Source organism: Pseudomonadota bacterium, assembly GCA_039193195.1.
In the GTDB taxonomy this organism is placed as follows: Bacteria; Pseudomonadota; Gammaproteobacteria; order Steroidobacterales; family JBCBZW01; genus JBCBZW01.
Window position 1 is genome coordinate 308458 of the sequence record JBCCWS010000001.1, and the last position, 20141, is coordinate 328598.

The window sequence follows — 20141 nt, forward strand, 5'->3', positions numbered from 1 at the left end:
AAATTTTGATCAACCGCGTGCGGCTCGCCAGGCGCAGCCGGCACGTCGCGCGGTCCCACCCGGAGGGCGGAAGATGGAACAGAACAGGGAAAAGGCGCTGGCGGCGGCGCTCTCACAAATCGAGAAGCAGTTCGGCAAGGGATCGGTCATGCGCATGGGCGATGGCGCCGATGCCGCGCGGGACATCAAAGCCGTCTCCACGGGCTCCCTCGGCCTAGATGTCGCCCTGGGCATCGGCGGCTTGCCTTACGGCCGAATCGTCGAGATCTACGGTCCAGAGTCCTCCGGTAAGACCACGCTTACGCTGCAGGTGGTGGCCGAGGCCCAGAAGCAGGGCGGGACCTGCGCCTTCGTCGATGCTGAGCACGCGTTAGATCCCAGCTACGCCGAGAAGCTCGGCGTCAACGTCGATGACCTCCTGGTCTCCCAGCCGGACACGGGCGAACAAGCCCTGGAGATCACCGACATGCTCGTGCGCTCCGGCGCCGTCGACGTGGTCATCGTAGACTCCGTCGCCGCGCTCACGCCGAAGGCGGAGATCGAGGGCGAGATGGGTGACTCCCACGTAGGCCTGCAAGCGCGCCTGATGTCGCAGGCCCTGCGCAAGCTCACCGGCAACATCAAGCGCTCCAACACGCTCGTCATATTCATCAACCAGATTCGCATGAAGATCGGCGTGATGTTCGGCAGCCCGGAGACGACCACTGGCGGCAATGCCCTGAAGTTCTACTCCTCCGTGCGTTTGGATATCCGTCGCATCGGCGCGGTCAAGAAGGCCGATGAAGTCACGGGCAACCTCACCCGCGTGAAGGTGGTGAAGAACAAGGTCTCACCTCCGTTCAAGCAGGCCGAGTTCGAAATCCTCTACGGCCAGGGCATCTCCCGAGAGGGCGAGCTGATCGACATGGGCGTCGCCCACGACCTCGTGAACAAGGCGGGCGCCTGGTACAGCTACCAGGGCGATCGTATCGGCCAGGGCAAGGACAACGCCCGCAACTACTTGATCGAGCATCCGGACACCGCTGCAGAGATCGATGCTGCCTTGCGCGAGCGCCTGCTGCCGAAGGCCGGTGCCGGTGCTGAGGCAAACGGTAGTGATGAGGAAGGTGCGGCCGAAGAGCTGCTGAACTAGCCCCTCCTATCGCATCGGACTTGCCCGGATGCGCGCCCAAGCGGATTCGCTGAGTGACGCGGATGCGATTACGCTGCGGCGGCGAGCGATGGATTTGCTCGCCCGCCGCGAGCACGCCCGCGAGGTGCTCTACCGCAAACTCGTCGCGCGCGGCGCATCGCCGGAAGACGTCGCGGCGGTACTAGAAGCGCTCGAACGCGACGGTCTCCTGAGCGAAACGCGCTTCGTGGAGGCATTCGTTCGCCAGCAGCTGAGCCGTGGCAAGGGCCCCGTCGCCATTGAGCACGGGCTGCGCGAGCGAGGCATCGGGGCAAGCGACGCGGCGCTTGCCGTAGAAGCCCTTGAGGTCGATTGGGTGGTCGAGGCGCGGGCGGCACGAGTTCGTCGTTTCGGTGCTGAGCTGCCGGTGGGAGAGGCCGCAAGGGCGAAGCAGGCGAGGTTCCTTCAATCCCGAGGGTTTAGCGGATCGCAAACACTCCAAGCCTTGGAGTGCAATGGCGCCGTCGACTCACGCCCCGTCGGCAGGACCCGCTAGTCGGGCCCGGCCGCCTCTGCTTCGCTGTCGGGGCTAGTGCCCTACGCCCCAGGGTTCTCTCTGTGCTCACTTTCGGCCGCATGAATGCGGATGCTGGCGGTGTCGCGATTGTTCACACTTGCTTGAGCAATGGTGATCGTGTCAACGAGCGTAACGTCCCTTGGAGTGGTCTCACCTCGATGACACGATGGCAACGCTAAATCAACAACAGGGAGTTACTCATGAGCGTTGCACGTGTTACGGAAATCATCGCCTCATCACCGAAGTCCTTCGACGACGCCGTCGACCTGGGGGTAGCCCGCGCGACCAAGACGCTGCACAACGTGCAGTCCGCCTGGGTGCAAGATCAGAAGGTGCTGGTGGCGAACGGTAAGGTATCTGAGTACCGGGTTGCCCTGAAGGTGACCTTTATCCTCAACGACTGATTTGACTCTGGTGCTCGCTGGCAGCCTGACGCCAGGAGCTCGGCACCGTCGCACGACTGCGCGACGGTACCGAGCTGGCCTGCGGTAGCTCGAGCGTGCTGTAACCTGCGCTCCCGGTGCTGTGGACGTCGAGTTCTTTTCCCTCGAGCTCGGGTGGATGTTGGCAGACGCCCCGCTACTCGTACTCGCCCGGCACCTGCCTTCGTGCCACCAGGCAATTGCGCCGCAGACTTGAGTGCGATGTGGCGACCTACATGCCTGCTAACAGCGCGGCGGGCGTGGGCGCGATTCCAAATGCCAACGTGCAAACGCTGGGTATGCCCTATGCGACCCTAAGCGATTGTTCGCACCGGGAGATCCTAGCCTAGATGGTGCTTTCGGGGCGGCGGCGACGTTGTAGGGCCTCGGCGCGATCGGTGTCCCGGCGCGTTGCTCAGGCTCCGGCAGGAATCGGAATTGCTGCGATGCGTGCATGAGCCTCCCGCGGGCCGTACACTAACGGGTCGCAGATCCGATGGGAGTGGAGCATGAAAAGTGCCGAGCTGCGGCGCCGATTCCTCGATTACTTTGCCCGCAACAATCACCAGGTGGTGGCCTCGAGCTCGCTGATTCCGGCGAACGACCCAACGCTATTGTTCACTAACGCGGGCATGGTGCAGTTCAAGGACGTGTTTCTGGGTGAGGACAAGCGCTCCTACCGTCGGGCGACAAGCTCGCAGCGCTGTGTGCGCGCGGGCGGCAAGCACAACGACCTGGAGAACGTGGGCTACACGGCGCGCCATCACACGTTCTTCGAAATGCTCGGCAACTTCAGCTTCGGTGACTACTTCAAGCGCGAGGCGATCGAGTTCGCGTGGCAAATGGTCACGGAGGAGTTTGGTCTCCCCGACGACCGCCTGTGGGTGACGGTCTTCCACGATGATGACGAGGCCGCCGACATCTGGACTCAGCACATTGGCGTTCCGGCAGATCGCCTCTCGCGCCTCGGCGAGAAGGACAACTTTTGGTCCATGGGCGATACGGGTCCCTGCGGCCCCTGCAGCGAGATCTTCTACGATCACGGTCCGGACATCCCGGGCGGGCCCCCGGGCAGCAAGGACGACGACCTCGATCGCTACATCGAGATCTGGAACCTCGTATTCATGCAATTCGATCGCGACGCATCGGGCAAGATGACGCCATTGCCGAAGCCTTCCGTCGACACGGGCATGGGCCTTGAGCGCATGGCGGCCGTACTGCAGGGCGTGCACAACAACTACGAGATCGATATGTTCCGGGCACTGGTGGAAGCGGCGGCCAACGCCACCCACACCCAGGACCTAGACGCCAGCTCCCTGCGCGTGATCGCCGATCACATTCGCGCCTGCTCCTTCCTCATCACCGACGGCGTGTTGCCGTCGAATGAGGGGCGGGGCTACGTGCTGCGACGGATCATCCGCCGCGCCTGCCGCCACGGCTACAAGCTCGGTCGCCAAGAGCCCTTCTTCAACACGCTGGTCGCTCCCCTCGACACGCAGATGGGGGAGGCCTTCCCGGAGCTGCGCGAGGCCAGTGCGCATGTGCAAAGGGTGCTGCGCCAGGAGGAGGAACGTTTCGCCGAAACCCTCTCCCATGGCATGAAGATCTTCGAAGAGGGGATAGCGGGTGTTAGCGGCATGGTGGTGCCCGGCGAGCTCGCCTTCCGCCTCTACGACACCTACGGTTTCCCGCCGGACCTTACCGCTGACATCGCCCGTGAGCGTGGTCTCGCTGTGGATACGCAGGGCTTCAATGCGGCGATGCAGGCTCAGCGAGAGCAGGCTAAGAAGACCAGTCGCTTCGGTGCGGCTGTGGCGACGCTTGCCCTCGACGAGCAGACCCGCTTCACGGGATACGAGCACCTCGAGGGAACTGCCAAGGTCACGCGCCTGCTCCAGGGGGAACACGAGGTGGAGTCCCTGGCGCCTGGCGCCGAGGGTGTCGTGGTGCTAGAGGAGACCCCCTTTTACGCTGAGTCCGGTGGTCAGGTGGGGGACAAGGGGCAGCTAGTCGCTGAGGACGGTAGCCTGACCTTCACGGTGAATGATACGCGCAAGTTCGGCAAAGCCCACGGCCATCTCGGCACGGTGGCCGCCGGGGTGACGGTGCATGTGGGCGACACGCTCAGGGCGTCGGTAGACGGCAAGCTGCGCGAGGCCACCGTGCGCAACCACAGCGCCACTCACCTGCTGCACGCCGCCCTGCGTCAGGTGCTGGGCAGTCACGTCCAGCAAAAGGGCTCGTTAGTGGCGCCCGACCGCCTGCGCTTCGATTTCTCACACTATGAGGCGGTGAGCGCCGATCGGCTGCGTGAGATTGAACTACTGGTGAACGAACAGATCCGCCTCAACGTGGGGGCGCAGATCAGCGAGATGCCCTACGACGATGCGATCGCGGCAGGAGCACTGGCGTTCTTTGACGATAAGTACGACGAGAATGTCCGCGTGCTGCGCCTTGGACGGTTTTCCACCGAGCTCTGCGGTGGCACGCATGTGGATCGCGCCGGCGATATCGGCGCCTTCAAGATCCTGTCGGAGTCAGGCATCGCCTCCGGGGTGCGTCGCGTCGAGGCTGCCACCGGTGCGGGAGCCGTGCAGTGGATGCAGCAAGCGGACGCCACCCTGGCGCACGCGGCGGACCTCTTGCGCACGGGGCGAGAGGATCTGGGCGAGAAGGTTGGCCAACTCCTCGAGCGCAACCGCAGCCTCGAGAAGGAGTTGGAGCGCCTGAAGGCAAAGTTGGCAGGCTCCGCCGGCGATGCGCTTACGGCGCAGGCCGAGGACGTGGAGGGACTCAAGGTACTCGCCGCCCGCCTGGAGGGCGCCGACGTCAAGACCCTGCGGGATACGGTTGATCAGCTAAAGAATAAATTGGGTGAAGCGGCGGTGGTGCTCGCGAGCGTAGAGGGGGAGAAGGTGCGTTTGATCGCGGGAGTATCCAAGTCGCAAAGCAAACGCATCAAGGCCGGTGACCTGGTCAACCAAGTAGCGGCCCAGGTGGGCGGTAAGGGCGGTGGTCGGCCGGATATGGCGCAGGCTGGCGGCGATCAGCCCGAAAAGCTCGATGCGGCGCTGGCGAGTGTCGGCGACTGGGTTCGCTCCCACCTCACCTCTGCAGGCGGCTAGGCAGCGATGAGCGAGCAGTCGCCAATGCGAGGATGCCGCCGCATTCTGCAGAAGTTCGGGGGCACCTCGCTAGGCTCTCTCGAGCTGATTCGCGCTGCCGCCCAGCGGGTTGCGGCGGCGCATCGGACGGGTGATCAGGTGGCCGTCGTGTGCTCGGCCATGGGCGGAGAGACAGATCGCCTGTTGGGGATGGCCCGGGCCATGGCGGCGCAGGCCGACCGCGCCGAAGTGGACGTGTTGCTCGCTTCAGGTGAACAAGTGTCTATTGCCCTGATGGCGATCGCCCTGCGCGAACTCGGGCTAGAGGCCCGCTCATGGCTGGGCTTTCAGGTGCCTGTGATCACGGAAGCGACAGCTGGGAAGGCGCGCATTCGACAGATCGAGACCGGAGGTTTGATCGAGGACCTGCAGCGGCGCGTCATTCCCGTGGTGGCGGGCTTCCAAGGTGTCGACGAGCATGGGCGCGTGACCACGCTTGGGCGAGGAGGGTCCGACACCTCAGCCGTGGCGCTCGCGGTCGCCTTGGATGCGGACGAGTGTCAGATTTTGTCGGACGTTGATGGCGTCTACACTACGGACCCACGCGCGGTGGACGATGCGCAACTAATCCGCCGTCTTAGCTTCGAAGAGATGCTCGAGCTCGCCGGACAGGGCTCGAAGGTGCTGCAAACGCGTTCAGTGGAGTTCGCCAGCAAGCACGGTATGGCCGTGCGGGTGATGCACAGCACGGGGAACGATTCCGGCACCTTAATCGCCGAGGAAGAAGATGGCGCGTTGGAAGCGCCACTGGTCAGCGGTATCGCGTTTTCACGCGATGAAGCCGAGATAACTGTGACGCGGGTCCCGAATCTTCCCGGAACTGCCTACAAAATACTCTCACCAGTGTCCGAAGCGAACATCGAAGTGGACATGATCGTGATGGCTTCCCACCCCGACGGCGGTGTGGATGTGACCTTCACGGTGCACCGCAACGAGTTCGTCCAGGCGATTAAGTGCGTCGAGAGCGCACTGGTCGAACTGCCAGGATCGGAAGTGCGTGGCAACAGCAACGTCGTGAAGATCGCAGCTGTCGGAATCGGCATGCGATCACATGCCGGGATCGCGTCGCGCATGTTCGAGGCCCTCGCCGCGGAGCGCATCAACGTGCGGATGGTGAGCACCTCGGAGATCAAGATGGCCGTGCTGGTGGATGAGGAGTATCTCGAACTCGGCGTTAAGGCCCTGCATCGCGCCTTCCGACTTCACGAGCCCCCCGCCACCGACTAGGCACGCTAGCCGAAGAGCCGGCTCTCGCCATCTTGCATAAGGTTTGAGTGTCGATGGTTGCCCGATTGGCCTCGGGCCCCGCCATGGAAGCGGGATGAGCGTACGGAATGCGAGAGAGCATCGGTTGCAGCCCGTTAGGGTATTGACCCGATTGTGGCTCTCTTGGGTCTCAGCTCTCATGGCTATCGAGGATGATGACGTTAGACAACGACAACGAGCCATGCGGGGACGACGAGCGCAAGCAGTCAGTCATGGAGGCGAGTGAGAGATGCTGATTCTGACGAGAAAGAGTGGAGAGAGTGTGGTGATCGGTGACGACATCACGGTGACGGTCCTGAGCGTAAAGGGCAACTCCGTACGCATCGGCGTGGCGGCACCCAAAGAGGTGGCTGTCCATCGCGAAGAGATCTACGACCGAATCAAGGCGGAAGAAGCCGTCGGCGATTCGCGAGTCGCCGTCTAGGCGCCTCGACCGACCCCGTGGAGGACGTGCCCGACCTCCGGCTGGAGGCGGGCTAGCGTCCCGGGCGCTGCCGGCGCCCATTTGCGCGTGCTCCCGCCCCTGGGGCCTGCGGCGCGCCCACCGACTCACACCGCCAAGTTCGGGTTCCGCGACCAGCCCGATGGGTTGTGGACAGGCGCGGTGGCAACTATTATTCACCGTCCTGTCGCGCGCGTCCTGCGCGTTGGCTTGCTGCTGCGGAGAGATGGCTGAGTGGCTGAAGGCGCTCCCCTGCTAAGGGAGTAAGGGGATTAAACCCCTTCGAGGGTTCGAATCCCTCTCTCTCCGCCACCTCACGGCCCCTGCGCAAAGCGCTTTCTAAGTAATGCCGGCTCACCTAGGCGCTGTCACGCGCGGCGCCGTCGAGCGAGGCGCCACGAATTGCGCCGACGCGGCTGCCTTTCGCCTGCTGGATTGAGAGGATCGGCTGGGCGCCGCCTAGCGCTCCCGGCGCACGGCCCGCGCGACGAGTCGCTGGAGCCCGGGACGCACGCGTAGGAAAGCGCGATAGAGCCGTTCCAACAACCAGAGCACGGGAGTGACACGTGCGAGCACTCCGAGCGGTCGCAGCAGCGGAATGGCCCGCCACATCGCGGCGAAGGCGGCGGCGCCGCTGACCAGGTCGCCGTCGTACTCCTGGGCGTGAAAGCGCGCGAGCAGCGTGTCCGGATTGAGTGGACAGCTGTCGGCCTCATTGCGCACGTCGACGAAGGCGATTCGTCCGCGCTTATCGAGGCGCCGTATAAGGGCGATTTCGCGGACGCACAAGGGGCAGTCGCTATCGAACCAGACGGTCACGGCAGGTGCCGTGGCGCGGGTTTTGCTGTGGGCGTAATTGCTCATGCTCCGATATTCGTTCGCTCGTCGAGGGCAGGTTTCGCAAGGCTCGCCTCATACATCCCCCAGCCAGTCACGATCTTGCTGCCACCGCTCGTACACGAAGTCCAGCACGCGACGCACGCGTGCATTGTCGCGCAGGTCGCGGTGGGTGAGGAGCCATAGGTCCAAGGGGATGTCGAAGTGCGGGCGCAGGATGCGCTGGAGGGTTGGGGCGCCATGTCGCATGTAGGTCAACAGGGGGACGATACCGAGACCGGCTTCGGCGGCCGCGAGCTGTACCTCCACGTTGTCGCTGGTAATCCTTGCACGCGCGCCCTTTGACATGCGTCGCAGCTCGCGCACCTGCACCAGCTCGTCGATCAGGCGGGCAGACTCGATCATCACGTGGCCGGTGAGCTCATTCGGTGATGTCGGCTCGCCTCGGTCTGCCAGGTAGCTGGGACTGGCGTAGAGCCCGCAGTGCACCTGCCCCAGGCGTCTGCCAACGAGTTGATCCGAACCGGGGTCACCAAAACGTAGCGCCACGTCGGCCTCGCGGCGCAGAAGATCCGAGTGATCGATTCCCACGCAAAGATCGATGTCCAGATCCGGCTCCTGCTCGAGCAGAGGGGCCAAGCGGGCGGCGAGCCAGAGCCGTGCGAGGCCCGTGGTTGCGGCGACCTGTACCTTGCCGCTGATGCGCGTGTCCGTGCCGGCCACTCGCCTTTCGACTGCGTTAACGCCGCGGTCCAGCTCTTCGACGAGTGTGAGGATCTGTTGGCCGGCAGGGGTGAGGGTATGGCCCTCTGCGCCGCGATCGATGAGAGTGGCGCTGAGCCGGCGCTCTAACTCCTTTAGTCGTCGACTAACGGTGGGTTGGCTAACCTCGAGGGCGGCCGCCGCGTCGCTCAAGGAGCGCTCGCGGGCCACAGCGAGGAAGATGCGTAGGTCGTCCCAGTTGCGCAGCATGCGGCTCGTGTCCCTCGTGCGGCCGGTTGGGCGCGCGCCACTCGTGCGGCGTGCATCCGCCAACGGTAGCATCGTAGGCGCTGGACGAGGGCTGTGGGACGGCGGCCGGTGGGGAGGGGCGGACCCGCTCCATCGGCGGCGCGGGCCGGAAGGTCGGTGGGATTTGGCGTGCTAGCTGGCCATGCGATCGTGCGCGTGCTGACTGCCCAGGTCGACCACGCCGCCATGACCCTCTCCCTGCAGCTCAAAGTGCTGCACGAGCTCGGACAAGCGTCGGGCGCTGTCGCTCATAGAGCGACTGCAGTTGGCGGCGGCGTTGGCCAGGCCGGAAGTCTCCTGCGTGCTCTTGTCCATGTGCACCAGAGCCCCGCTCACCAGGTTGATGCCCTCGGCCTGCTCGGCGCAGGCGCTGGCGATTTGCGTCACGTACGTGTTCACGCCGTCGACGGACTTCACGATCTCCTGCAGGCGCTCGCCGGCCTGGCCGACGAGGCTGGCACCGGTGTTCACGCGCTCGGTGCTATCTTGGATCAGCACCTTGATTTCCTTCGCCGCGTCGGCACTGCGTTGAGCCAGGGCGCGTACTTCCTGCGCCACCACCGCGAAGCCGCGGCCGTGCTCGCCAGCGCGGGCTGCCTCGATGGAGGCATTCAGGGCCAGGAGGTTGGTCTGGAAGGCGATCTCGTTGATCACGTTGGTGATGTCGCCGATGCGTTCGCTGGATTCGCGGATCGAGTGGGTGGCCTCGATCGCGGAGCCGACCACGGTGTTGCCTTCGGTGGCCACCTTCACGGCGCCTTCGGTCAGGCTCTCCACTTCGCGGGCATTGGTGGCGTTGGAGGCGACGGACTGGGTCATCTCCTCCATGCTGGCTGAGGTCTCCTCGAGGGCGGAGGCCTGAGATTCCGTGCGCTCGTTGAGCTGGTGGTTGCTGTTCAGCACTTCTTGGGCGCCAGATTCGATCGACACGGCGGCGCTGCGGATCTCGGTGACGATCTCGCTCAGGGAATTGGCGCAGTCGTTGATCGCGGTCGTTAGGCTCTCGAAGTCCTCGCCGTACTCGCCGGTCATGCGCGTGCGCAGGTCGCCGCGTGCGATCGCCTGCAGCAGCTCACTCGCATCGGTGACCACCCCGTCGATGAGGCGACGACGCTCGCGCTCGGCCTCACCGCGAAGGCGCACCTCTTCGTTGATGTCGCGCACGAAGGCGGTGTAGCTGATCTCATCGCCCACCTTGACCTTGGATAGCGAGAGGAAGCCCCAGCCGACCGAGCCGTCCTTGCGGTGGACTTCCACCTCGCGACCGGTGCCGACGATCTTGTTCACACCGGTGGTGCGGTTGGCGTTTACGAAATTGTCGTGCTGCGACTGGTGGATGGAGGGCACGAGCATACGCACGTTCTTGCCTATCACCTCATTGGCGCTGTAGCCCCAAAGGGTCTCGGCAGCGGGGTTGAAGAAGGTGACGTTGTTGTCGCCGTCGATCGTGACTACCGCGTCGAGCGCCTGTGTGAGCGTCTGGGTGATCATCTCGCGGCTGCGCTTCTCAGCGGTCACGTCCTTGACGAAGGCCGTGTAGTTGATCTCGCCGTCGAACTCGAGCTTTGAAAGCGTTAGCAGGCCCCAGAGCAAAGAGCCATCCTTGCGATGGACCTCGACCTCGCGGCCCGTGCCGACGATCTTGTTGACGCCGGTCGTTCGGTTCGCGTTCACGAAGTTGTCGTGCTGCGCTTGGTGCACTTGCGGTACCAGCATGCGCACGTTCTTGCCCATCACTTCATCCGCATCGTAGCCCCAAAGGGTCTCCGCGGCAGGGTTGAAGAAGGTGACGTTGTTATCGGAGTCGATAGTGACCACAGCGTCCAACGCTTGGTCGAGCGTTTGGCGGATCATCTCGCGGCGGCGCCGGTCGGCGGTTACGTCCTTTACGAAGGCAGTGTAGTGCGTATCACCGTTGGCATTCTTGACGCGTGAGAGCGACAGCAGGCCCCACGCGACGGTGCCATCCTTGCGATGGACTTCCACCTCGCGGCTCGTCCCCACGATCTTGTCCACGCCGGTGGTCCGGTTGGCGTTGACCATGTCGTCGTGCTGGCCACGGATGATCTCTGGCACCAGTATCTTGACGTTCTGGCCGATCACCTCATCGGCGTCATAGCCCCAAAGCCGCTCGGCCGCCGGGTTAAAAAATGTGACCTGGTTTGCTTGGTCTATCGTGACGACCGCGTCGATTGCCTGGTGTAGCACTTCGTTCAGTGCAGACGGCTCAGTGCCAGTCTCCGGGGTGTTGTCTTGAGTGCTCATGGCTGCGCTGCAGTCTCCCATCGCGAGTGGTGTAGGGCGCTGGGTCAACGCCGCTTGGAACGACGTTGAGTCTGCAATCGATCAATAGCGCGCAACGCGTACACAGCGCACGATTTTCGCGCCTGTACGGACATGGGTACGTTGGAAGTGTGAGCCGATCCGCGCCGAGGGCACCTCGCCGGCTACCCGGGTCATGGTTGCTTTTGGGGCGCGCAACGAAAGAGGGGCGGCAGCGTGGTGCTGCCGCCCCTCTTAGGCGTAGACGAAGTCGAGCGCTTACTGCGCCAACTGCTTGGCAGCCACCTCAGCCTGCCCGGGTCGGTTGTTGAGGGCGATTGCGAAGCCGTTGATCGTGCCCGTATCTGCACCCGCGTTGTCGGTCACGGTGAGGGTCCATTCGCCGTCGGCCACTTCGCCGACGAAGGCTGCCAAGGACTGCTCGGGTGCGAAGGCGCGCGGGCACTCGCCGTTGCCGAGGAAGTCGCTTGAGTCACACGGATCGGCACCAGCTTCCTCCACGGGCGTCTGGAAGCGGTCGTCTAAGATCACACCTGCCTCGGAACTGAGGTTGGTGCTGTCGCCCACACCGCCGTCGACGCCGCCCGGACGGTCCATCAGCACCACGCTCGTCCCGGAGGGCGAGGTGAGGGTCCAGATGTGGTCGCCCACCCAGGTGTGATCGATGCTGACGGCGACCGCGATGGTCTCCACCGTCATCCCACCGCTGGCCACAACGGTAACCGACGCGCCGACCGGATCATCGTCCGGGATATCCAGGTTGAGGCCCGGACCGGCTAGCAAGATGTCAGCGTGCGCGGCACCCGCGAGCAGCAGCGTGGGTACGGAGGTAATGGCGAGACGTTTGATGAACTTCACGTTGAGTTTCCCCTAATTCCATAAGTAAATCCCTAGACGGATACGGCGTCGCATCGCCTCGTCATGAGGCGGCGATCCCTGAGCCGCGACTCGAATGTAGGGGAAGTCCGTCAGCCCCGCAAGACATAAAATATTTTGCACTGCAGTTGATCGTACCGATCAGTTCCCTTAGGTAGAGCGGTCGTTGCGCCGCAGCATTCTTGCCATCGATTTACATGCGCTCGCGGCAGTGAGAGGTGGTGCGCCGCCGCAGCGGTTCGCACGTTATGGTTATGTAGAAGACCCGACGGCCTTGTAGGCGCATCGGGTCTTGCGTGCTCAGGCGTTTTCGAGGTCTCAGAAGGCGACGATGCCCTGCGTGTTGACCTCGGGCAGGTTGTCCACTTCCTGAATCAGTGTGAGGCCCGTGCCCTCGACCGAGTACACGCCGATCACGCCGCTCAGGCCGTAGAGCTGGTACACGTAGCGGCCATCAGTGCTGGAGTCGAGATCGATCCAGCCGTCCGTCGTGCCGAAGGGATCGTCGTTCTCTGCCGGCGTGCCCCGCGCCTCCACTACGTTGATGAGGCTGATCTCACCGTTGTCGAAGGAGTAGGAGGACAGGCTAGCGGGCAGGGCGTTGGAGACCCAGAAGGCGTTGCCGTCGGCGGAGAACTCGATCCAGCAGGTGGTGAGCTCGCCGTCGAAGAAGTCGTTACCTGCGATGACATCTAAGGACACGGGCGCGAAGCTCCCGTTCTCGTTCAGGCGCCAGGTGGACACGGAGCCGGATTGCAGATTGGGGAAGGCAGGAGGGTTGCCTTGGGCGTCGAACTCGCGCGCTTCGGTCACCACCACGTACTGGCCGCCATCGTCACTCACGATATCGAAGCCAATAGCGCTTGGCAGGTTACGGCCCTCACGGTTGTTCGGGAGCGTCGAGGTGGCGCGGCCCGTCGGGATCGGGATCAGGCGGCCATTGCGCTGCACGCGGTAGCTTACGATCTCATCGATGCTGCCACTCGCCAGGGCGTTGGAGCCGGCGTTGATGGAACTCACCACCAGGAACTCGCCATCCGGTGAGAAGCGTACGGCGGAAGGTCGGTTCTCGAGCAGTCGTGCGGAGCCAGGCACTCGCACGAGGTTGCCGCGCCGGGTCAGTGCGAAGCCGAGCAAGCCACCTTCCTGGTCGGGTTCCCCGTCGAACACGCCGTCCGCATCAATGATCGACACGTACACGAGGCCATCGCTGTAGGCGATGCTGTTGATGCCTACGCCGAATACGGGCACCTCGTCTGTCACTGTGAGCGAGAAGTCCTCTTCCACCTTGAAGACCGTAAGCGTTTGGCTGCCCGCGTTCGCCGCGAGCAGGAACTCGTTGTCGTCGGTGAGCAGCAAGGCGTAAGCGGAGATCAGCGGGTCCAGGCCTTCGCCGCCGTCGAACGCTGCCCCTTGACCACCTGTCGCGAACTCGCCGATCGCTGTGATCGCGCCGTCCTCTGCTCGGCCGTAGGCCACCACGGAATTCGTATCGAAGTCGTTGGTCATGGCGTACACCGCGCCGACGAAGTCTTGCGCGTTGGCTATGGCAGGCAGGGCGAGGCAGGTCGCGGCGGCTAGGGGGGCCAGGGTTCTAACGATTTTCATACGGTGATCTCCTTGTGAGATTCGATGGGTAGGGTCGATCCGTTGATGGCGCGTTTGCACGGGTCTTGCCCTGGCCTCATGGCTCAGGGCGCCGGGTGGCGAGCCGTGGGGAGATCATCGCTGGAGTAACTGATGCAGGCATTAGCTGAACGTCTCACAGAACAGGCCGATCGTCTCAACTCGCCTGCCACCTTCGATGTGCTTGGCGATGTGCTGTCGGGTCTTCGTGCGCGAGGGAGCGTGTTCTTTCGCTCGCAGCTTGCAGCGCCATGGGGCGTGTCCGTGGCGCACTCGACGACTCCCCTGCTGCATCTCGTGCGCAGCGGTGACTGCCACGTAGGTCGTAGTGATCGCGTGGACCCCCTGCGGCTCAGGGCGGACGAGGTGGTGGCGTTCCCTCGCGGTGGCGCTCACTGGATTGCGGATCAGCCAGGGCGCCCCCTGCTGCCCAGCCAGGAGGTGGTCGATGCCTGCGCGCTCGGCGCACCGAAGTTCCAACGTGGCGAGCAAACCCATGAGCTCATCTGTGCCAGCGTGCACTTCGATGGGGATGTGCAGCACCCGCTGCTCGACTCCTTACCGTCGATGCTCTACGTGGGCGTAGGCGATAAGCGATGTTCGTCGTTAGCGATGCTCGCATCGCTCATCGAACAGGAGCTCGACGGCAGCGGTCGCGTGGCGAACGTCACCGTCGATCGCCTCGTCGAGCTCGTCTTCCATCAGCTACTCAAGGAGCACCTTCGTCGATCGCCGGTGGTGAACGGGTTCTTCCACGCCTTGCGAGAGCCGCGTCTGGCCCGGGCCTTGGGCCTGATGCACCGGCACCTAGCGGCGCCCTGGTCGCTTGAGAGTCTGGCCCAGCGGGCAGGTGCATCGCGGGCGACGCTCGCTCGACACTTCAAGCAGATAATGGGCTTGGCGCCGATGGACTACCTCACCCTGTGGCGTCTCGAGCGCTCGCGGGAGCTGCTCGCGAATTCGCGCTACTCCCTCGACAGGGTGGCCGAGGAGGTGGGTTATGGCTCCTCCCAGTCCTTCGCTCGGGCCTTCCGCCGGCGCTATGGCCATCCTCCTGGAGAACTGCGTCGCACGGCGAGCTGATCCCTGCCGCCATGAGAGAGCGAGCGGCCCCAGCGGCGCTATAATGCGCGCCCACACTCAGTGTCATGCAATGAGGGGGTGCTGCCGTGTCAGCCGCTTTTCTGCAATCGCTCGGCGAGCAAACTGAAGCGCTCAAAGGCGAGGGACTGTTCAAGGCCGAGCGCCTGATCGATGGTCCCCAACAGGCCGATATCGACGTACGCGACGGGGGTGGTGCGCCCGCCCACGTGATCAACCTCTGCGCCAACAACTACCTGGGTCTCGCCAATCACCCCGAGGTGATTGCGGCGGCGCATCGCGCACTTGATGAATACGGCTTCGGCATGGCCTCCGTGCGCTTCATCTGCGGCACGCAGACCATTCACAAGGAGCTGGAAGCCCGCATCAGCGCCTTTCTGGGCACCGAAGAGACGATCCTCTACCCTTCCTGCTTCGACGCAAACGGCGGCCTGTTCGAGACCATCCTCGGCCCCAGCGACGCGGTGATCAGCGATCAGCTCAATCACGCCAGCATCATCGACGGCATTCGCCTCTCTAAGGCCCACCGGCTGCGCTACAAGCACGACGATATGGCCGACCTCGCCGCGCAGCTCGCCGATGCCTCCGATGCGAACAGCCGCTTGATCGTGACCGATGGAGTGTTCTCCATGGATGGCACCATCGCCAACCTTGGTGCCATCTGTGACCTGGCCGAGCAGCACGACGCCATGGTGATGATCGACGATTGCCACGCCACCGGGTTCCTCGGGGCGAGCGGCCGCGGTACCCATGAGTATCGCGATGTGATGGGACGCATCGACATCATCACGGGCACCTTAGGCAAGGCGCTCGGCGGCGCGTCCGGCGGCTTCACCTCAGGCCGCAAGGAAGTGATCGGTTGGTTGCGCCAGCGCTCGCGGCCCTACCTCTTCTCCAACTCCGTGGCGCCGCCGATCGTCGCCGCCTCCATCGCAGTGCTCGATCTCCTTGAGCGCGACAACGGATTGCGTGAGGCGCTGGCGAGCAATGCCGAGTACTTCCGCAGCCGCATGACCGAGCGCGGCTTCACCCTAAAGCCCGGCGAGCACCCGATCATCCCGGTCATGCTGGGCGATGCGAAGCTCGCGAGCGATATGGCCGATCGGCTCCTCACCAAAGGCGTTTACGTGATTGGCTTCTCCTTCCCCGTGGTGCCCAGGGGCGAAGCGCGCATTCGCACGCAGATGTCGGCGGGGCTCACGCGCGAGCATCTGGATACCGCCGTCGAGGCCTTCACGGAGGTGGGCCGCGACCTCGGGGTCATCATCTAATGAAAGCCTTGGTTAAGGCGAAGGCGGAGCGCGGGATCTGGCTCGAAGACATCGCCCGCCCGCCTGTGGGCCACAACGACGTGCTCATTCGCATCAAGCGGACGGCGATCTGCGGCACGGACATCCACATCTTCCAGTGGGACGACTGGGCGCGCCAGACCATTCCCGTACCCCTGGCCGTGGGCCATGAGTTCTGCGGTGAGATCGTGGACATGGGCAGCGAAGTGCGTGGCTTCGAGGTGGGCGATCGCGTCTCCGCCGAGGGGCACATCACCTGTGGCGTGTGCCGCAACTGCCGCGCGGGACGTCGCCATCTGTGCATCAATACGGAGGGCGTGGGGGTGAACCGTGCGGGCGCCTTCGCCGAGTATCTGGCCGTGCCGGCCTTCAACGTGTTCAAGCTGCCCGAGGCGATCACCGACGACCTGGCCGCGATCCTCGATCCCCTCGGCAACGCCACCCACACGGCGCTCTCCTTCGATCTGGTGGGCGAAGACGTGCTCATTACCGGTGCTGGGCCCATCGGAATAATGGCCGTGGCCATCGCCCGCTACGCGGGCGCCCGACACGTAGTCATCACGGACGTCAATGCCTATCGCCTGGATCTCGCCCGCAAGCTCGGGGCTACGATTGCCGTGGATGCGCGGCACACGTCCCTGGACGATGTGATGGGCGAGCTCGGCATGACCGAAGGCTTCGACGTGGGTATGGAGATGTCCGGCAATGCTCAGGCCCTGCGCGATCTGCTGCGCGTCATGCACCACGGCGGCAGCGTTGCCTTACTTGGAATTCCGCCTGACGACACAGCCATCGACTGGAACCAAGTGATCTTCAAAGGCCTGGTGCTAAAGGGTATCTACGGCCGAGAGATGTTTGAAACCTGGTACAAAATGTCGAGCATGCTGCAGAGCGGCCTCGACGTATCGCCGATCATCACCCACCACTTCCCTGTAGACGACTACAAGGAGGCCTTCGCCCTGATGGAGTCGGGGCAGTCTGGGAAAGTGATCCTGGACTGGGTGTAAGCACATGTGCCCGGCGAAGATCGCCCTCGCCGTGCTTGCTGCTTGGGTACTGCTCGGCGTTGCTGGATGCGGAGACAGCGCGCAAGATCAGGAGGTGTCGGCTGCGGCACCCGTTGGTCGCTCCCTTGAGGCGATCCAAGCCAGCGGTGAGCTGCGCGTGGTCACGCGCAATGCGCCCACAACCTACTACCTCGATCGTGATGAACGGCCCACGGGACCCGACTACGAGCTCGCCGCTGCCTTCGCCGAGCACCTGGGCGTTGAGCTTGAGCTGCTCATCCGCAACACGCCCGCAGCGGTGCTGGAGGCCCTAAGTGCAGGCGAGGCTGATCTGGCGGCAGCTGGCCTAACGCAAACCTCGGCGCGGGCGCAGCAGTTTCGTGCCGGGCCCACCTATCAGGAAATTTCGCAGCAGGTCGTATGCCACCGCGATCGACCTCGCGTAAACAGGGTTGCCGATTTGGAGGGGGTCGAGCTCGTTGTCTCCGCCGGATCCGCCTATGCCGACACACTGCGAGCGTTGGCTGCCGAGTACCCGGCCTTGGTCTACCGAGAGGAGGCGCGAGGCACCGAGCAGCTACTGGCGGCCGTTGCCGAGCAGCGGATTGAGTGCACGGTGGCAGACTCTCACATCGCCGCCATCAACCGTCGCTACCATCCCACCTTGCGCCGCCAATTCAAGCTCACGACTGACGACGCACTCGTCTGGTGGCTCAACCCGAGCAACGAGTTCGATCTGCTTCCCGCCCTGGGCGCCTGGTTCGCCGATCCTGCGACAGGCGACCTTCTTAAGGCGGTGCTCGAGCGCCACTACGCCTACGCCGAGCTGTTCGACTTCGTGGAGTTGCGCGCCTACCAGCGCCGCCTCGAGCGGCGCTACCCCAAGTATGCGGAGTTGTTCTCGCTGGCCGGCGAGAAATACGAGCTGGCGCCGACCCTGCTCGCGGCGCAGGCCTATCAGGAGTCACACTGGGATCCCAATGCGAAGAGCCCAACGGGCGTGCGTGGGTTGATGATGATGACGCTTCCCACCGCCAAGGCCATGGGCGTGTCCGATAGGTTGGATCCAGCGCAGAGCATCGAGGGCGGCGCCAAGTACCTGGCCCGTATGCGAGATCGCTTCCGGCAGGACATCCCCGAACCGGACCGGACCTACCTGGCGCTGGCCGCTTACAACGTAGGCCGCGCCCACATGCACGACGCCCAGTCCCTCACCCGGGAGCGCGGCGGCGATCCCGGCCGTTGGGCCGATGTGCGTGAGGTATTGCCCTTGCTGGCGGACCAAAGCGTCTACCCCTCGCTCAAGTACGGCTACGCCCGCGGCACCGAGCCCGTTCGCTACGTCCAGCGCATCCGCAACTACGAGGACATCCTCCGCGCGTCCCTTGGCAGTGCGGCCGAGATAGCGCCGTCGAGCCCTTGATTTGGTGGGGCGAGGTCGGCACAATTCGCAGTCCTTTCGAGGCGGGCGTTCGCCCGCTCGGTCGGCAGCGCGCCCGTAGCTCAGTTGGATAGAGTACCTGGCTACGAACTAGGGGGTCGGAGGTTCGAATCCTTCCGGGCGCGCCATCTTCAGATTCCCACCCGTCAGCTCCTCCAAAACCCTGAAGGGTAAGGCGGTTTCGGGGGTTCGAAGTCCTCGGCTACGGTCAAATACTAATTTCTCGATAAACGCGAGCTTTAGCACGGTTTGTCTCGCCTCCAAGCTGTTGGAACTCCAGAGTTTTAGGGGGTTTGCGAGGAACGCCAAAGGAGTTCGAAGTGCCTCGTCAAAACCCGTACGTGGCTTGCCGATTTTCTCGATCTTCTCCTCCAGCGCGATCCGCTCCTCTTGTAATTTGCGGACCTTGCCTTCGTAGGCTTTAGCGACTGAGTCGACCTGCGTATCGGCGATGCGGTCCAGGAGTGCTTCAACCTTCCTGTCCACTCCCGCAAGCTGTTTCCGTAGGGCTGCCCCCCTTTCCTGAGCGCTCGCCAACCGCGAGTCCCAGATCTCACGGAACATCACTCGCGCCACGGCGAAAAGCTGTTCTGAGGGCTGCATTCGTTTCAGCAGTTCAATGAACTGCCCTTCAAGTTCTGCGCGTTTGATGGACTTCCGGCAGCTCTTGCAGCCTGCAGCCTACCTTTTGGTATAGGTAGTAGGCGACCTGGGATGCTCCAAACAACGTCCGGACTAACGATGTAGCGCAACGTCAGGGCTTCAATCCAGACTGTGTGGATCGTGTTGATTCTGTTGTTAGCGTTTGTCCGGTGCCGGGTAGTTGAATAGCAGCCCAAGAAAGCTCTGCTCTCCAGTCAGTCGTTCCGGAGGTCTAGTACGCCGGACCTGCGAACCTCCGGTCAGCAGGCGGGGTCTGACCGCCAGTGGCGGTCAGACCCTTCTCGTTGCCAGGAGGCACCTTAGCTCGCCTCGGCCAGCGTTTGCCACGTTGCAACAGTGGCCTTGATCTCGTCCGTGACCGTGTACTGCTCGCCGTCCCATTCGACCCATCCTTCGGCGCGCAGGGACGACCACAGCACGTGAAGCGTTCGAAGCGGAATCTCGAGCAGTTCAGAAAGATGTGCGCTGGTCCCTTTCTCGCCGAGCGCGAGCGCGGTGATCACGGCGCGCTTTTGCGGTGATGGCCATTTATAGGCGTTGATCGCCTTGATCGTCTTCATGAGCTTTGACTTCTTCATCCTATCCCCCGGTTGGCTAGTCACGACCTATCGATCGCTTGAGGCTTTACGAAATGTTGCAGCGGCTTTTCAATGGCTAGTCGCGGCAATCAGCACTAAGGATACCTCATTCTCAGTTAGCTGTACGTGAGGATGCATAAAGACTGGTTTCCGGCAAGAAAAAACTCGTGCCCGCGTTAACTTTTCGTAAGGTCTCGTGGTTCTGCACGCCCTTACCTTCTCGCCTCAGCAGTCTCTTGCCCAAGAGTCCTGTGCTTACGCTTGGCGTTGCGGCTGTGGCTCATCGCGTAGTCTGGCGCGAGTCGTCGACAAGAGAACGCGTTCACTCGCCCCGCCACCGTAGCGGTTCGCTTGCTGCGGAGGGTATTCCAAGCTCCGGCCAGCGCAAGGGGGCTCGCGCCACGATTAGGTTCAAGGCGGGTGCGCCCTGGCCTCGATCCGGAAGTC

At 63.6% G+C, this 20141-nt stretch carries 17 protein-coding genes and 2 tRNA genes; 12 read left to right on the plus strand and 7 right to left on the minus strand.

The window, feature by feature from the left end:
• Window positions 1-73: 73 nt before the first annotated feature.
• From recA to AAGA68_01345, 7 genes are all read left to right on the plus strand, one after another.
• On the plus strand, window positions 74-1132 hold the full coding sequence (gene recA, locus AAGA68_01315) for a recombinase RecA (GenBank protein MEM9383673.1): 1059 nt from the start codon (window positions 74-76) through the stop codon (window positions 1130-1132).
• Window positions 1133-1160: 28 nt separating this feature from the next.
• Window positions 1161-1667, plus strand: a complete 507-nt coding sequence (locus AAGA68_01320; protein ID MEM9383674.1) for a regulatory protein RecX — start codon at window positions 1161-1163, stop codon at window positions 1665-1667.
• Window positions 1668-1888: 221 nt separating this feature from the next.
• Window positions 1889-2092: a dodecin family protein gene (locus tag AAGA68_01325; protein ID MEM9383675.1), complete on the plus strand. Its 204-nt coding sequence runs from the start codon at window positions 1889-1891 to the stop codon at window positions 2090-2092.
• Between the two features lie 527 nt (window positions 2093-2619).
• On the plus strand, window positions 2620-5235 hold the full coding sequence (gene alaS / locus AAGA68_01330) for an alanine--tRNA ligase (protein ID MEM9383676.1): 2616 nt from the start codon (window positions 2620-2622) through the stop codon (window positions 5233-5235).
• A 6-nt stretch (window positions 5236-5241) separates the two neighbouring features.
• A complete protein-coding gene (locus AAGA68_01335; GenBank protein MEM9383677.1) occupies window positions 5242-6501 on the plus strand; it encodes an aspartate kinase in 1260 nt (419 codons plus the stop codon).
• Between the two features lie 268 nt (window positions 6502-6769).
• Window positions 6770-6964: a carbon storage regulator CsrA gene (gene csrA, locus AAGA68_01340; GenBank protein MEM9383678.1), complete on the plus strand. Its 195-nt coding sequence runs from the start codon at window positions 6770-6772 to the stop codon at window positions 6962-6964.
• A gap of 238 nt (window positions 6965-7202) precedes the next feature.
• Window positions 7203-7294: transfer RNA gene (locus AAGA68_01345), tRNA-Ser, on the plus strand.
• A 147-nt stretch (window positions 7295-7441) separates the two neighbouring features.
• Here AAGA68_01345 and AAGA68_01350 read toward each other — a convergent pair.
• From AAGA68_01350 to AAGA68_01370, 5 genes are all read right to left on the minus strand, one after another.
• Window positions 7442-7846: a DUF393 domain-containing protein gene (locus AAGA68_01350; protein MEM9383679.1), complete on the minus strand. Its 405-nt coding sequence runs from the start codon at window positions 7844-7846 to the stop codon at window positions 7442-7444.
• Window positions 7847-7894: 48 nt separating this feature from the next.
• Complete coding sequence (locus AAGA68_01355) at window positions 7895-8791, minus strand: LysR family transcriptional regulator (protein MEM9383680.1); 897 nt, start codon at window positions 8789-8791, stop codon at window positions 7895-7897.
• A gap of 171 nt (window positions 8792-8962) precedes the next feature.
• Window positions 8963-11095: a PAS domain S-box protein gene (locus AAGA68_01360; GenBank protein ID MEM9383681.1), complete on the minus strand. Its 2133-nt coding sequence runs from the start codon at window positions 11093-11095 to the stop codon at window positions 8963-8965.
• A 276-nt stretch (window positions 11096-11371) separates the two neighbouring features.
• Entirely contained in the window at window positions 11372-11971 is a 600-nt protein-coding gene (locus tag AAGA68_01365) for a proprotein convertase P-domain-containing protein (protein ID MEM9383682.1), read from the minus strand.
• A gap of 336 nt (window positions 11972-12307) precedes the next feature.
• Entirely contained in the window at window positions 12308-13597 is a 1290-nt protein-coding gene (locus tag AAGA68_01370; GenBank protein MEM9383683.1) for a hypothetical protein, read from the minus strand.
• Between the two features lie 132 nt (window positions 13598-13729).
• On the opposite strand from AAGA68_01370, the gene AAGA68_01375 reads away from it, so the two are divergent.
• The 5 genes from AAGA68_01375 to AAGA68_01395 all read left to right on the plus strand — a co-directional run bounded on the left by AAGA68_01375 (window position 13730) and on the right by AAGA68_01395 (window position 18581).
• Window positions 13730-14698 carry a cupin domain-containing protein gene (locus tag AAGA68_01375; protein MEM9383684.1) on the plus strand — a complete coding sequence of 323 codons (969 nt, stop codon included), beginning with the start codon at window positions 13730-13732 and terminating at the stop codon, window positions 14696-14698.
• Window positions 14699-14784: 86 nt separating this feature from the next.
• Window positions 14785-15987 (plus strand): glycine C-acetyltransferase, encoded by a 1203-nt coding sequence (gene kbl / locus AAGA68_01380; GenBank protein ID MEM9383685.1) that lies wholly within the window; start codon window positions 14785-14787, stop codon window positions 15985-15987.
• The gene (gene tdh, locus AAGA68_01385; GenBank protein ID MEM9383686.1) at window positions 15987-17012 is read left to right on the plus strand and encodes an L-threonine 3-dehydrogenase; all 1026 of its coding nucleotides are present in this window, start codon (window positions 15987-15989) and stop codon (window positions 17010-17012) included. Before kbl ends, tdh begins: the two co-directional genes overlap by 1 nt.
• Before the next feature lie 4 nt (window positions 17013-17016).
• Complete coding sequence (mltF, locus tag AAGA68_01390; GenBank protein ID MEM9383687.1) at window positions 17017-18435, plus strand: membrane-bound lytic murein transglycosylase MltF; 1419 nt, start codon at window positions 17017-17019, stop codon at window positions 18433-18435.
• A gap of 69 nt (window positions 18436-18504) precedes the next feature.
• Window positions 18505-18581, plus strand: a tRNA-Arg gene (locus AAGA68_01395).
• Here the strand turns inward: AAGA68_01395 and AAGA68_01400 are convergent.
• Entirely contained in the window at window positions 18544-19017 is a 474-nt protein-coding gene (locus AAGA68_01400; protein MEM9383688.1) for a hypothetical protein, read from the minus strand. The two genes, AAGA68_01395 and AAGA68_01400, sit on opposite strands and share 38 nt — an antisense overlap.
• Window positions 19018-19415: 398 nt before the next feature.
• Window positions 19416-19676: a hypothetical protein gene (locus AAGA68_01405; GenBank protein MEM9383689.1), complete on the minus strand. Its 261-nt coding sequence runs from the start codon at window positions 19674-19676 to the stop codon at window positions 19416-19418.
• Between the last annotated feature and the right edge of the window lie 465 nt (window positions 19677-20141).